The 13,423-nt window shown below is 67.4% G+C and carries 12 protein-coding genes; 8 read left to right on the top strand and 4 right to left on the bottom strand.

What is annotated here, in order from left to right:
• Positions 1–31: 31 nt before the first annotated feature.
• From CFB34_RS00410 to CFB34_RS00395, 4 genes are all read left to right on the top strand, one after another.
• Complete coding sequence (locus CFB34_RS00410) at positions 32–1,498, top strand: efflux RND transporter periplasmic adaptor subunit (protein WP_089443127.1); 1,467 nt, start codon at positions 32–34, stop codon at positions 1,496–1,498.
• A gap of 125 nt (positions 1,499–1,623) precedes the next feature.
• Positions 1,624–4,836 (top strand): CusA/CzcA family heavy metal efflux RND transporter, encoded by a 3,213-nt coding sequence (locus CFB34_RS00405; RefSeq protein ID WP_089443126.1) that lies wholly within the window; start codon positions 1,624–1,626, stop codon positions 4,834–4,836.
• On the top strand, positions 4,836–5,519 hold the full coding sequence (gene irlR, locus CFB34_RS00400; RefSeq protein WP_039349341.1) for a heavy metal response regulator transcription factor IrlR: 684 nt from the start codon (positions 4,836–4,838) through the stop codon (positions 5,517–5,519). The genes CFB34_RS00405 and irlR overlap by 1 nt, the downstream gene beginning before the upstream one ends.
• On the top strand, positions 5,516–6,946 hold the full coding sequence (locus tag CFB34_RS00395; protein ID WP_089443125.1) for a heavy metal sensor histidine kinase: 1,431 nt from the start codon (positions 5,516–5,518) through the stop codon (positions 6,944–6,946). Before irlR ends, CFB34_RS00395 begins: the two co-directional genes overlap by 4 nt.
• 79 nt (positions 6,947–7,025) lie before the next feature.
• Here the strand turns inward: CFB34_RS00395 and CFB34_RS00390 are convergent, their stop codons facing one another.
• Positions 7,026–7,313, bottom strand: a complete 288-nt coding sequence (locus CFB34_RS00390) for a DUF4148 domain-containing protein (protein WP_089443124.1) — start codon at positions 7,311–7,313, stop codon at positions 7,026–7,028.
• 325 nt (positions 7,314–7,638) lie between these two features.
• Here CFB34_RS00390 and CFB34_RS00385 point away from each other — a divergent pair, with 325 nt between their 5' ends.
• Positions 7,639–7,863 carry a hypothetical protein gene (locus CFB34_RS00385; protein WP_179243705.1) on the top strand — a complete coding sequence of 75 codons (225 nt, stop codon included), beginning with the start codon at positions 7,639–7,641 and terminating at the stop codon, positions 7,861–7,863.
• Between the two features lie 199 nt (positions 7,864–8,062).
• Here the strand turns inward: CFB34_RS00385 and CFB34_RS00380 are convergent, their stop codons facing one another.
• On the bottom strand, positions 8,063–9,223 hold the full coding sequence (locus CFB34_RS00380) for a porin (RefSeq protein WP_089443123.1): 1,161 nt from the start codon (positions 9,221–9,223) through the stop codon (positions 8,063–8,065).
• A gap of 316 nt (positions 9,224–9,539) precedes the next feature.
• Between CFB34_RS00380 and CFB34_RS00375 the strand changes: the two genes are divergently transcribed.
• Both CFB34_RS00375 and CFB34_RS00370 read left to right on the top strand, forming a co-directional pair.
• Positions 9,540–9,815, top strand: a complete 276-nt coding sequence (locus CFB34_RS00375; RefSeq protein ID WP_089443122.1) for a DUF4148 domain-containing protein — start codon at positions 9,540–9,542, stop codon at positions 9,813–9,815.
• Between the two features lie 65 nt (positions 9,816–9,880).
• Entirely contained in the window at positions 9,881–10,384 is a 504-nt protein-coding gene (locus CFB34_RS00370; RefSeq protein WP_089443121.1) for a hypothetical protein, read from the top strand.
• Between the two features lie 22 nt (positions 10,385–10,406).
• On the opposite strand, the gene CFB34_RS00365 is transcribed toward CFB34_RS00370, so the two are convergent.
• Both CFB34_RS00365 and CFB34_RS00360 read right to left on the bottom strand, forming a co-directional pair.
• Entirely contained in the window at positions 10,407–11,132 is a 726-nt protein-coding gene (locus tag CFB34_RS00365; RefSeq protein WP_089443120.1) for a hypothetical protein, read from the bottom strand.
• Positions 11,133–11,319: 187 nt separating this feature from the next.
• Positions 11,320–12,615, bottom strand: coding sequence for an aminotransferase class I/II-fold pyridoxal phosphate-dependent enzyme (locus CFB34_RS00360; RefSeq protein WP_089443119.1), 1,296 nt, complete (start codon positions 12,613–12,615; stop codon positions 11,320–11,322).
• Between the two features lie 132 nt (positions 12,616–12,747).
• Here CFB34_RS00360 and CFB34_RS00355 point away from each other — a divergent pair, with 132 nt between their 5' ends.
• A complete protein-coding gene (locus CFB34_RS00355) occupies positions 12,748–13,416 on the top strand; it encodes an O-methyltransferase (protein ID WP_089443118.1) in 669 nt (222 codons plus the stop codon).
• Positions 13,417–13,423 lie beyond the last annotated feature (7 nt).

The raw sequence follows: 13,423 nt of genomic DNA, 5'->3' as shown, positions 1-13,423 counted from the left end.
AACGGACGCCTCTTTCACCTGAAGGATCACCATGTCACGCAACAGAATCCTGATCATCGCGGCGGTCGTGCTCGGCAGTGCCGGGATCGTCATCGGCGCACTCGGCGTTACCCGCAACGGCGGCGGCAACGGCGCGGCCGCGGCCGTTGCCGCTTCATCTACCGAAGCCACCGGCGAGCGCGGCGGTGTCGTGCTCACGCGCGGCAAGCTGTCCGTCGAAATCGTGATGACGGAAAAGCCCGGCGATGCGCGCCTCATCGTCTATCCGTTCGTCGACGGCAAGCCGGCCGACAAGGGCGTCACCGTGTCCGGCACGCTGGTCCGCTACGACCGCACGCACGAGCCGTTGCGTTTCGACGCGGCCGGCCAGAAGTTCGTGTCCGCGCAGTCGATCGGCAAGCCGCACGTGTTCGACGCGACGATCGACGTGAAGGCGGGCAATGAATCGGCATCGTTCCCGTTCGCGCGCGCCGACGGCGCGATCGCGTTGACCGACGCGCAGCTCGCGACCTCGAAGATCGCGCTCGCGAAGGCCGGCCCCGCGCAGATCGCGACGCCGTTCCAGTTGCCGGGCGAGATCAAGTTCAACGAGGATCGCACCGCGCACGTGGTGCCGCGCGTGGCCGGCATCGTCGAGCAGGTCTCGGTGTCGCTCGGGCAGAACGTGGCGAAGGGGCAGGTGCTGGCCGTGATCGCGAGCACCGATCTCGCCGACCGGCGCAGCGAGCTGCTGACGGCCGAGCGCCGGCTGTCGGGCGCCCGCGCGACCTACGAGCGCGAACGCACGCTGTGGAAGGAGCGCATCTCGGCCGAGCAGGACTACCAGCAGGCGCAGGTGCAGTTGCGTGAAGCCGAGATTGCCGTGCAGAACGCGCGTCAGAAGCTCGCCGCGCTGAACGCGCCGGTCGGCGCGGGCGCGCTGAACCGCTACGAACTGCGCGCGCCGTTCGCGGGCACGATCGTCGAGAAGCACGCGACGCCCGGCGAAGCGATTGCCGCCGATGCCAGCATGTTCGTGATCTCCGATCTCTCGACGGTATGGGCCGAGATGGCCGTGCCGGCGCAGCGGCTGAACGACGTGCGGGTCGGCCGCGATGCGACGGTCATCGCAACCGCGTTCGAATCGCGCTCGAGCGGCCCGATCGCGTACGTGGGGTCGCTGCTCGGCGAACAGACGCGCACCGCGCCGGCGCGCGTCGTGCTGCCGAACCCGGACGGCGTGTGGCGGCCCGGGATGTTCGTGAACGTGTCGGTCGACGCGGGCAAACAGGACGTGCCGCTCGCGGTCGCGAGCGACGCGCTGCAGGACGTCGACGGCGCACCGTCCGTCTTCGTCCGCTCGTCGAAGGGTTTCGTCGCGCAGGCCGTCGAAACGGGCCGGCGCGACGAACGCGCGACCGAAGTGTTGAAGGGGCTCAAGCCGGGCCAGGAATACGCGGCGTCGAACAGCTTCGTGCTGAAGGCCGAACTCGGCAAGGGGAGCGCGGAACATGAATGAGCGCTACATGTGTGCCATTGCACGCCTCGCGGCCCGATATGCGGCCCGCTTTCCGGCCCGCCGTGTAACTGGCCGGGCGGCTCGTCCGTCGAGGGTGACCGTGCCCCGTTTCAAGGAAACCCGCCATGTTTGAACGCCTGATCCGCTTTGCGATTGCGCACCGCTGGCTCGTGATGCTGGCGATCGCGGCCGTGGCCGCGCTGGGCGTGTTCAGCTACCAGAAGCTGCCGATCGACGCGGTGCCCGACATCACCAACGTACAGGTCCAGATCAACACGGCCGCGCCCGGCTATTCGCCGCTGGAGGCCGAGCAGCGCATCACCTATCCGGTCGAAACCGTGATGGCCGGCCTGCCGGGCCTCGAGCAGACGCGCTCGATCTCGCGCTACGGGCTGTCGCAGGTCACGGTGATCTTCAAGGACGGCACCGACATCTACTTCGCGCGGCAGCTCGTCAACGAACGCATCCAGGAAGCGAAAGACAAGCTGCCGGCCGGCATCGCGCCCGCCATGGGGCCGACCTCGACGGGCCTCGGCGAAATCTACCTGTGGACCGTCGAAGCCGACGCCAACGCGCGCAAGCCCGACGGCACGCGCTATACGGCGGCCGACCTGCGCGAGCTGCAGGACTGGGTCATCCGGCCGCAGCTGCGCAACGTGCGCGGCGTGACCGAGGTCAACTCGATCGGCGGCTACGTGAAGGAATACCGTGTCGCGCCGAACCCGGCGAAGCTGATGTCGTACGGGCTGACGCTCGCCGACGTCGTGCGCGCGCTGGAGCGCAACAACGACAATGTCGGCGCCGGCTACATCGAGAAGCGCGGCGAGCAGTATCTGGTGCGCGTGCCGGGCCAGGCGCGCACCGTCGACGACATCGCCAGCATCGTGCTGACCAACGTCGGCGGCGTGCCGGTGCGGATGAAGGACGTCGGGCTGGTCGACATCGGCCGCGAGCTGCGCACCGGTGCGGCGACGTCGAACGGCGAGGAGGTCGTGCTCGGCACGGTCTTCATGCTGATGGGCGAGAACAGCCGCACGGTCGCGAAGGCCGTCGCCGCGAAGATGGAGGACGTGAACCGCACGCTGCCGTCGGGCGTGAAGGCGATCCCCGTGTACGACCGCACGGTGCTCGTCGAGAAGGCCGTCGCGACGGTGAAGAAGAACCTGCTCGAAGGCGCAATCCTCGTGATCGCCGTGCTGTTCCTGTTCCTCGGCAACATGCGCGCGGCGCTGATCACGGCGCTCGTGATCCCGCTGTCGATGCTGATGACCTTCACCGGCATGGTGAACGCGAAGGTGAGCGCGAACCTGATGAGCCTCGGCGCGCTCGACTTCGGGATCATCGTCGACGGCGCGGTGGTGATCGTCGAGAACTGCGTGAGACGGCTCGCGCACGCGCAGGCCGCCGCCGGCCGGCCGCTGACACGCGACGAGCGCTTCGCGGAAGTGTTCGGCGCGTCGCAGGAAGCGCGTCGCGCGCTGATCTTCGGGCAACTGATCATCATGGTCGTGTACCTGCCGATCTTTGCGCTCACAGGTGTCGAAGGCAAGATGTTCCACCCGATGGCCATTACCGTCGTGATGGCGCTCGCGGCAGCGATGGTGCTGACCGTCACGTTCATTCCGGCGGCCGTCGCGCTGTTCATCGGCGAGCGTGTCGAGGAGAAGGAGAACCGGCTGATGGGCTGGGCGCGGCGCGCGTACGAGCCGGCGCTCGCCGCATTCATGACGCGCCCGGCGCGCGTGATGGTCGGCGCGGGCGTGATCGTGCTGGCCACGCTCGGGCTGGCCACGCGGCTCGGCAGCGAGTTCATCCCGAGCCTCAACGAAGGCGACCTGGCCGTGGCCGCGTTGCGGATCCCCGGCACGAGCCTGTCGCAGTCGGTCGAGATGCAGAAGTCGATCGAGAAGACGCTGAAGGCGCGCTTCCCCGAGATCGAGCGCGTGTTCGCGCGCACCGGCACGGCCGAGATCGCGGCCGACCCGATGCCGCCGAACCTGTCGGACGGCTACATCATGCTGAAGCCGGCCGACCAGTGGCCCGACCCGAAGAAGCCGCGCGACCAGCTCGTGCGCGAGATCGAGGAAGCGCTCGCCGAGCTGCCGGGCAACGCGTACGAGTTCTCGCAGCCGATCCAGCTGCGTTTCAACGAACTGATCTCGGGCGTGCGCAGCGACGTCGCCGTGAAGATCTTCGGCGACGACATGGCCGTGCTGAACCAGACCGGCGAGCAGATCGCGGCCGCGCTGCAGAAGGTGCCGGGCGCGTCGGAGGTGAAAGTCGAGCAGACCACCGGCCTGCCGGTGCTGACTGTCAACCTCGATCGCGACAAGCTCGCGCGCTACGGCGTGAGCGTGGCCGACCTGCAGGATACGGTGGCCGCGGCCGTCGGCGGCCAGAAGGCCGGCACCCTGTTCCAGGGCGACCGCCGTTTCGACATCGTCGTGCGGCTGCCCGACGAGCTGCGCTCGGACATCGAGGCGATCAAGCGGCTGCCGATCGCGCTGCCCGCACCGGCGGCCGGCGCCAGCGCACCGCTCGCGGCGGCGCCGTACGTGCCGCTCGCGGAACTCGCGACGATCGACGTCGCACCGGGCCCGAACCAGATCAGCCGCGAGGACGGCAAGCGGCGCGTGGTCGTCAGCGCGAACGTGCGCGGCCGCGACGTCGGTTCGTTCGTCGCCGACGCGCGCGAGCAACTGCAGCAGGACGTGCGCGTGCCGGCCGGCTACTGGGTGTCGTGGGGCGGTCAATTCGAGCAGCTGCAGAGCGCGAGCGAGCGCCTGAAGCTGGTCGTGCCGCTCGCGCTGTTCATGGTGTTCGTGCTGCTGTTCGTGATGTTCAACAACGTGAAGGACGGGCTGCTGGTGTTCACCGGCATTCCGTTCGCGCTGAGCGGCGGCGTCGTATCGCTGTGGCTGCGCGGGATTCCGCTGTCGATCACGGCGGCGGTCGGCTTCATCGCGCTGTCCGGCGTCGCGGTGCTCAACGGGCTCGTGATGATCTCGTTCATCCGCAACCTGCGCGACGAAGGGATGCCGCTCGAGGCCGCCGTGCGCGAAGGCGCGCTCACGCGGCTGCGGCCGGTGCTGATGACCGCGCTCGTCGCGTCGCTGGGTTTCCTGCCGATGGCGTTCGCGACCGGCACCGGCGCCGAGGTGCAGCGCCCGCTCGCGACGGTCGTGATCGGCGGTATCCTGTCGTCCACGGCGCTGACGCTGCTGGTGCTGCCGGTGCTGTACCGTGTCAGCCATGCGGTGTCGTGGCGCGCGGCGTTGCGCGGCGGCTTCGGCTCGGGCGTGCTGCGCCGGCTGGGTTTCTTCAAGGGTAATGCGTGATGCGAATTCTGATTGTCGAGGATGAACCGAAGACGGGCGCGTACCTGCGCAAGGGGCTGACCGAGGCCGGCTATGTCGTCGACTGGGTCGAGGACGGCATCACGGGCCAGCACCAGGCCGAGACCGAGGAGTACGACCTGCTCGTGCTCGACGTGATGCTGCCCGGCCAGGACGGCTGGACGCTGCTGCAGAACCTGCGGCGCAGCAAGTCGACGCCCGTGCTGTTCCTCACCGCGCGCGACGATGTCGGCGATCGCGTGAAGGGCCTCGAGCTCGGTGCCGACGACTATCTCGCGAAGCCGTTCGACTTCGTCGAGCTGACCGCGCGCATCAAGTCGATCCTGCGGCGCGGCCAGCCGCGCGATTCGAACACGCTGCGCGTGGCCGACCTCGAACTCGACCTCACCCGCCGCAAGGCCACCCGGCAGGGCGACACCATCCTGCTGACCGCGAAGGAGTTCGCGCTGCTGTGGCTGCTGATGCGCCGCGAGGGCGAGATCCTGCCGCGCGCGACGATCGCGTCGCAGGTGTGGGACATGAATTTCAACAGCGACACGAACGTCGTCGATTCGGCGATCCGGCGCCTGCGCTCGAAGATCGACGACGCATACGACCCGAAGCTGATCCATACGGTGCGCGGGATGGGCTACGTGCTTGAGGCGCGCGGCGGCAGCGCGGCATGATCGCGCGCCTGCTGCCGCGCACGCTGCGCGGACGCCTGACCGCACTGATCATCCTGTCGACGTCGGTGATCCTCGCGTCGAGCGGCGTCGCGCTGTACGAGGCGCTGAGCAATCGCGTCGAAACCGCGGCGGCCGAGCAGATGGCCGGGATCTCCGCCGCGCTGGGCGCGCATCTGGCCGAAGCGCGCTCGACCGCCGACGTCGCGCGCAACACCGACATCTGGATCGACCAGCTGCATGGTCATCCGAACATGGATCTCGCGATCTTCGACGCCACGGGCGCGCGTTTGGTCCGCACACCCGGCTTCCGCCTCGTTGCGCCGCTGATGTCGCTGAATGCGGGGCGCGTGCCGGTCGGCGTCGCGCCGCCGGGCGCACGGCACCAGTATCTGGTGACGAATGTGCCGCTTTCAGGCACGGGCACGGGTGCGCCCGTGGTGCGCGTCGTGGTGCAGTACGACCGCAGCGCCGACGTGCTGCTGCTGCGCACGCACGCTTATACGATCGTCGTGATCGAGGTGTTCGGTGTGGTGCTCGCGGCCGCGATCGCCTACGGCATCGCCGCGCTCGGGCTGAGCCCACTGCGGCGGTTCGCGGCGCGCGCCGAACAGATGTCGACGAGCCGGCTCGCCCATCCGCTGCCGGCGCTCGATACGGCCGGCGAGCTGAAGGAGCTCGAGCACGCGTTCAACGGCATGCTCGAGCGGTTGAACGAGTCGTTCACGCGGCTGAGCCAGTTCTCGTCGAACCTCGCGCACGACATGCGCACGCCGCTCACGAACCTGCAGGCGGCCGCGCAGGTCGTGCTGTCGCAGCCGCGCAGCGCGGACGAATACCGCAACGTGATCGAGTCGAGCATCGACGAATACCAGCGGTTGTCGCGGATGATCGAGGACATGCTGTTCCTGGCGCGTTCGGAACAGGCCGGCACGTCGATCAGCGTGCGGCGCCTGGATGCGTCGGAAGAGGCAGGGCGCGTCGCGGGCTATTACGAGCCGCTGGCGGAGGATGCCGGCGTGACGGTGAAGGTCGACGGCCATGCGTGGGTCGACGCGGATCTGACGTTGTACCAGCGCGCGCTGAGCAACCTGCTGTCGAATGCGCTGGCCTACGCGCCGCGCGGCAGCATCGTGACGATCGATTGCGTGGAGCAGGGCGGGGCGACGACGATCGCCGTGTCGGATGCGGGGCCCGGCATCGAGGCCGAGCATGTTGGAAGGATCTTCGAGCGCTTCTATCGCGTCGATCCGTCCCGGCACAATTCGGCGCAAGGGACGGGGCTTGGGCTCGCGATCGTCCGGTCGATCATGGACAACCACGGCGGCGAATGCGGCGTCGACAGCGACCCGGGCCGGCGCACGACGTTCTGGCTACGCTTTCCGCGCCGGCCGGCCGAGCTGAAACGGCCGGCGGCCCTCCCTACCTGACACCGCCGGCGGGCGTGCCCGCGCGTTCGCCATGAGGCGGCCGCGCGTGGCGCGCTGCCCGCGGTCGGATGACCGAGCGTCATTTCTGCGCGGTCAGGTTGTCGTGGTTGTCGGTCTGCGGCTTCTTCTCGCCGCCATGCACCGAAACCCCGTGCAGCTCCTTGTTGCGCGCGACGAGTTCGCCGGTCGGCGGGTACTGCGTCTTGCTCACCGGCACGACGCCGTCGTGCTGTGCCTGCTTCAGTTCATTGACGACCTGCGTGCGGGTCTTGCCCTGCGTTTGCGTCTGCGCGAAGGCGGCCTGCGTGGCCATGCCGAGCGACAGCGTGGCGGTGACGAACAGTGCAGCGAGTTTTGCGGTTTTCATCGAGTGCTCTCCTTGATCAGGGTCGCCGGGTGGCGAACCATGGACCCAGTATGCGAAAGCAGCCGTGCGTGATCGTGATCGCGAGATGAAAAATGCGTCAGATTGCGTGAAGAGGAGAGGTGCAGTTGGGACGCGACCGGCATGACGCATTCGTCATGTTCGCGTCATGGGTGCGATGAGCGGGAAGCGGAACATGAAGTCTGCCGATGGTCAACGTGGCCGGCGGCATTCATGCCGTTCGCGATAGCTGTATGGAACGCGGGCGGCCTTGTTCTGACTTTCACACCGGACTTGAAACGTGCCTCGTCCCGCCATTCGCCTAGCCTTGATCGCAGTCCTGATCGTCCCGTTGTTCGCGGGCTGCGCATCGACACGTTCCGGCACTACGCCCACTGCGCAGACCACGCCCGCCACCGCGACAAAAAGGCCGGTGCCGGCCGATCTCATGCCGGGCGAGCAGATCGATTACGCCGGGCATCGCTGCGGCAATCCGAACTTGTATGTGAAGACGCATAACTGCCTGTTTCCGCAGCGCAATTCAACGCCCTGATCGTCGGCGCGCGATCAAAAAAAGGCCCGGCACTCGACGTGTCCGGGCCTAACGCGTGACGTGCCGTGCGGCAGCGACTCGCTTGCGTGGTCTGGAACGGGCGCTGCCCGTCACGTTTTCGATCGTAGCGATGCGACGCTTCGCGAACCTGATCGGATCATGAAATTTTCGTCATGCGGCGCGCGTCATGCCGCAGCGATCAGAACCGGTGGCGCAACCCGAGATTGACGATGCCCTGCGTGCGCGTTCCGCCATAGCCGTACGACCCGATCGACGCCTGCGCCGTTTGCGTGCCGCCGTCGAGCGTGCGCTGTTCACCGTTCGCGCGTTGCCATGCGCCGACCGCGTAGAGATCGGTGCGCTTCGACAGCACGTAGTCGGCGCCGGCGGACACCTGATGGTAGGTCGCGCTCGTATCTCCTCGGGCACGCGTGTAGCTGTAGCCGACGCCGACGAGCAGGCTGGGTGTCGCCTGATAGTTGAAGAAGCCGCGCGCGGTGTCGTACTTCTGCGTGCTGCGAAACGCGGACATCGCATCGGCCTTGTACAGCGCGTTGCTGTAGTCGATGCCGACCGCGAACGGCGCGAAGTTGTAGCGCAATGCGCCGCGCGCGATGCCGATCGATTTCGCGGAGATATAGCCGCCGTTGACCAGCGACCCGTCGAATGTGCCGTCGGATGTGCCATTCCAGCCGGTGCGGATGCCGTTGGTGAGTGACGAGCGATTGGCCGCGTAGTAATAGCCGCCCGCCGCGTCGACCGGGCCGTTGCTGTACGACAGGCCGGCCGACCAGGTTTGTCCGGCGCCGCTCTTGCCGGCCACGCCGCCCAGCGCGTACATGCCGACGAACTGGAGTCCGCTGATCACGGGCGACGTGTATTTCACCGCGTTGTCGGTGCGCGACGACGTGTCGTAGTTGTCGACGTCGCCGGGTGTCGCGTAGACGCTGCCGAAGTAGAAGTCGCCGGTGACCGGCCACGCGACATCCGCGAGCGCGTCGTACTGGCGGCCGAATGTCAACGTGCCCCAGCGCGCGCTGTCGAGGCCGACGAACGCCTGCCGGCCGAACATCCGGTTGCCTTGCCCGAGCGCGCCGGTGTTCGGATTGAAGCCATTTTCCAGCGTGAAGATCGCCTTTAGACCGCCGCCCAGGTCTTCCGCACCTTTCACGCCGAAGCGGTTGCCGAGCAGATTGCCGTTGCCGAGGCCGACGAGATTCTTGCCGTCCGCATTGGCGTTCCATACATACGTCAGCGACGTATCGAACAGGCCGTATAACGTGACTTCCGCTGCATGTGCCGCGTGAGCGGTCGCGAGCAGCGCACCCGACATCATGGCGAGCCGAACTGGAGTTTTCATGGTGTTCCCCTGGGATTCAAGATGATCGTTTCGTGCATCGGTCGATTCCGTGCCGCGCGTGGTGCAGGCGGGCGCGGAATGTCGCGATGGCGTTGCCGATTCTGGAAAGCGTTCGGATCGTGAAGGTGAGGGACAAATGAGAAAAATGTCATCGCCGCGTCATGCGCGCGGAAACGCGTCACGTATTTTCATTCGCAGTGCGATACAGGGAATGTCGCGGTGGTGACGAAACCGTCATGCTGCGATCACGATTCCGCACCGCTGCCGGCTCAAAGTGAACGCTCCCGTCACGGATTTCCTGCAAGGAGCGAACCACATGACCATTCCGCGACCGATGATCGTCATCGCCGCTGCCGCCCTGTCGATGGCGGTCTTTTCACAGGCCGTGGCCGCGCAGCAGAAGACGCGGCAGGAGGTCCGTCAGGAACTGGCACGGGCGCGCCACGACGGCGTGATCCCGAGCCCGAATCACGACTACCCGGCGAGCCCGGCCGCCGTCGCGCGCAACCAGGAAATCCATCGTGTGACGGTGCATCGCGGGGAGAGTGCGCCGCTGGTCGATGCGCACGACAACCGTTTCGCGGTGCGTTGACCGTTCATTCGCGGCCGGCAGGCGCGGTGCCCGCCGGCCGCACCCCACACGAAGAGGAGCGTGCCATGCGCCATTTCATGAAAGGAATCGTGCTCGCGGCGTGCCTGATGTCGACGGCCGCGATGGCGGCCGGCTGGCCGGAGCGGGCTTTGTCGCACGCGTCGGCGCATGACGTCGGCCGGCGCGCGAGCGAGCGGATGCGCTGCGAGTTCGCGGCCGTGCCGGCCGGCGAGTGGAGCGCGACGTTCACGCGCGGGCAATGCGAGGTCGACAACGGCCGGCTGACGTTCGTGCCGGCGGATGCAGGCGGCGAATCGACTGTCGCCGAGCAGCGGATCGTGCTCGGCGACGTCCGCACCGCGTCGCATCAGTCACGCAAGCTGAAGGAGCAACTGCAACTGGCGACACGCGACCAAGTGATCGCGCTGAACGTGCTGACCGACGACGGCAGCCGCAAGTCGCGCGAACATGCGATCGACCTGTGGGCCGCGCTGCGCAACGCAGGCGTGACGCCCGTCAACGGCACGCGCATCGTCGAGCCGTACCCGACGGGCGCGACGACGTGGTAGCCGGCGCGCCGGCGTGCGTGGCTTATCCGGCCTTCACCGATCCTTCGATCAGAAAGAATACGATGAAGCCGATGAAGAACGCGGCGGTCGCGAACGGCGTTTCAGGGACCTCGTGCGCCTCGACCAGCAGTTCCTCGGTGACGAGGTACAGCAGCGCGACGGTGCCCAGCCCGAGCAGTGCGGCGTAGATATTGGAGGGAAGTCCGGCGAATGCCGCGTTGCCGGCCACGGCCGCGATGCTCAGCAGCGCCGCGAGCCCGACCGGTACGACGATCGACAGCAGGCGGCCGATGCCGGCGGCCGCGAGCGCCGCGCTGACCGACAGCGCGAGGAACAGCACCTCGAGCGTCAACGCGACGGTCAGGATGATGCCGCTTTCGTCGCTGGCCGAGAACGCGATGCCGAGCACGAGGCCGTCGATGACGAGGTCGATCGCGGTGACGATGATCAGGCTCACGGGCAGCCGCGCTTGCTCGAAGCGCGTCTCGATCGCACCCGACAGTGCACGGATCGCGAGCATCAGCGCGATGCCGAGCACGAAGCCGACGACGACCGGAAACAGCGCATGCGCGCGATCCTGCGGCAGCAGTTCGAGCGCGGCGGCCGCGAACACGATGCCGCCGGTGAAATGCTGGATGACGCTCGATGTTTTCGGGCCGGGGGCACGCCACGCCGCCGCGAGGGCGCCGAAGCAGGCCGCCAGCAACGGCGGTAACGTGAGCAGCGCGAGCTTCGCGGTCGGTGTCATGCGGCCTCTCGGACGGTTGGCGTACCGCAGCGGACTCAGCGTCTGGCCATCCGGCTGCAGGGTACGGGTGGTTCGTACACGCCGGGCATCGCCCCGGCATCAACCGGGGATTGAACACCTTGAAGCCGCTTCAAGGTCAACATATTCGAGGCAGGGCGCACCGGCAAGCCGGCGCGCCCGTTATCCGTCAAAGCTGCGCGAGCGCCTGGTCGAGATCGGCGAGCAGGTCGTCGATATGCTCGATGCCGATCGACAGCCGCACCGTTTCTTCCTTCACGCCGGCCTTCGCGAGTTCGGCCGGCGACAGTTGCCGGTGCGTCGTCGATGCCGGGTGCGTGGCGAGCGATTTCGTGTCGCCGATGTTGACGAGCCGCGTGAACAGCTTCAGCGCGTCCTGGAACTTCGCGCCGCCGTCGCGGCCGCCCTTCACGCCGAACGTCAGGATGCCCGGCGCGCGGCCCGACAGGTAGCGCGCGACGAGCGGATGGTCCGGGTGATCGGGCAAGCCCGCGTAGTTCACCCATTCGACGTTTTCGTGGCGCGCGAGATGCTGCGCGATCTTCAGTGCGTTGTCGCTGATGCGCTCGACGCGCAGCGCCAGTGTTTCGATGCCCTGCAGGATCTGGAACGCATTGAACGGCGAGATGGCCGCGCCCATGTTGCGCAGCGGCACCACGCGTGCGCGGCCGATATAGGCGGCCGGCCCGAACGCTTCCGTGTAGACGACGCCGTGATAGCTGACGTCGGGCTCGTTCAGCCGCTTGAAGCGGTCCGCATGCTCGGCCCACGGGAACTTGCCCGAATCGACGATCGCGCCGCCGAGGCTCGTGCCGTGCCCGCCGAGATACTTCGTCAGCGAATGCACGACGATGTCCGCGCCGTGCTCGAACGGGCGCAGCAGATACGGCGACGGCACGGTGTTGTCGACGATCAGCGGGATGCCGTGGCGATGCGCGATTTCCGCGAGCGCGGCGATGTCGGTGACGTTGCCGAGCGGGTTGCCGACCGATTCCGCGAAGATCGCCTTCGTGCGCGCGTCGATCAGCGGCTCGAACGACGCGGGGTCGCGTGGATCGGCGAAGCGCGTCGTGATCCCGTATTGGGGCAGCGTATGCGCGAACAGGTTGTAGGTGCCGCCGTACAGCGAACTCGCGGACACAATGTTGTCACCGGCTTCGGCGATCGTCTGGATCGCGTACGTGATGGCCGATTGCCCCGAGGCCAGCGCCAGCGCGCCGATGCCGCCCTCGAGCGCGGCGATCCGCTGCTCGAGCACGTCCGTCGTCGGGTTCATGATCCGCGTGTAAATGTTGCCCTGCACCTTCAGGTCGAACAGGTCGGCGCCGTGCTGCGTGTCGTCGAATGCGTACGCAACGGTCTGGTAGATCGGCACGGCGACCGCGCGCGTGGTCGGGTCGGGACGATAACCGCCGTGTACGGCGATGGTTTCGAGGCGCCAGTTCGATGCGGCCTGATCGGTCATGGGTGCTCCGTCTGTTGTTGTGGTGGTCGAGCGATTATAGGAGCACGTGCGCCACTGCCTTTAGAACGAATGGTTTGTTGCTTATGGCAGGGCGGCGCATAAAATGCCTGTTCCGCAAACGAGGGGCGCTCGATGAATCAGGATCATTGGAACCAGGTGGATGCGTATTTCTCCGCGACGCTCGTGCCGTCCGACGACGTGCTCGACGCCGCGCTCGCGGCAAGCGACGCAGCGGGGCTGCCCGCGATCAACGTCGCGCCGAACCAGGGCAAGCTGCTGCAACTGCTCGCGACGATCCGCGGCGCTCGGCGGATCCTCGAGGTCGGCACGCTCGGCGGCTACAGCACGATCTGGCTCGCGCGCGCGTTGCCGCCGGGCGGCACGCTCGTGACGCTTGAACTCAATCCCGCGCATGCGAAGGTCGCGACGCAGAACATCGCGCGTGCCGGGTTGGCGGAAGTCGTGACGGTGGTGGTCGGCAGTGCAAAGGACAGCCTCGCGCGGCTCGTCGACACGGGCGAAGCGCCGTTCGATTTCATCTTCATCGATGCCGACAAGGACAACAACCCCGTCTATCTCGACGCGGCGCTGAAGCTGTCGCGGCCCGGCACGGTGATCGTCGTCGACAACGTCGTGCGCGGCGGGCGCGTGGCCGATCCGGACAATCGCGAGCCCGACGTGGTCGGCGTACGCGACGGGTTCGCGCGTCTCGTGGCCGCGCCGAATCTCACGACGACGGCCGTGCAGACGGTCGGGCAGAAGGGCTGGGACGGGTTCTCGATCTCGATCGTCGGTGTGTGAGGTGGTG

It is taken from the genome of Burkholderia sp. HI4860 (assembly GCF_002223045.2).
Taxonomy (GTDB): Bacteria; Pseudomonadota; Gammaproteobacteria; order Burkholderiales; family Burkholderiaceae; genus Burkholderia.
Note: the sequence above shows the minus strand (reverse complement) of the source record. Positions and strands in the feature narration are given on the sequence as shown.